General features: G+C 69.1%; 1 protein-coding gene. It reads right to left on the bottom strand.

Annotation, left to right across the window (positions count from 1 at the left end; genetic code table 11):
* The coding region (locus tag KZZ06_RS22390) for a hypothetical protein (protein WP_219582081.1) at nucleotides 1–230 on the bottom strand (230 nt) is incomplete at both ends.

The following is a 230-nucleotide window of genomic DNA, read 5'->3' as shown; positions in this document are numbered from 1 at the left end:
GAGGCCCAGGACCGGGCCGACGGAGAGGCGCACGCCCGAGACGCTAGCAGGACGGGCTAAGACGGGCACGACCATGTGCTTCTTGCGCGGCCGCTCCTCGCGCTTGCCCTCGGCGCGGGCGAGGCGGGTGGCGATCTCCTTGCGGAGGTTCTCGGGCTGCACGATCGCGTCGACGATCGTCTCGCTCGCGATCTTCACGAGGTCGATGTCCTCCTTGTATTCGGCCCGCA

It is taken from the genome of Sulfitobacter sp. CW3 (genome assembly GCF_019392245.1).
Lineage (GTDB): Bacteria > Pseudomonadota > Alphaproteobacteria > Rhodobacterales > Rhodobacteraceae > Sulfitobacter.
The sequence above is the reverse complement of the archived record's forward strand: the minus strand, read 5'-3'. Positions and strand labels throughout refer to the sequence as shown.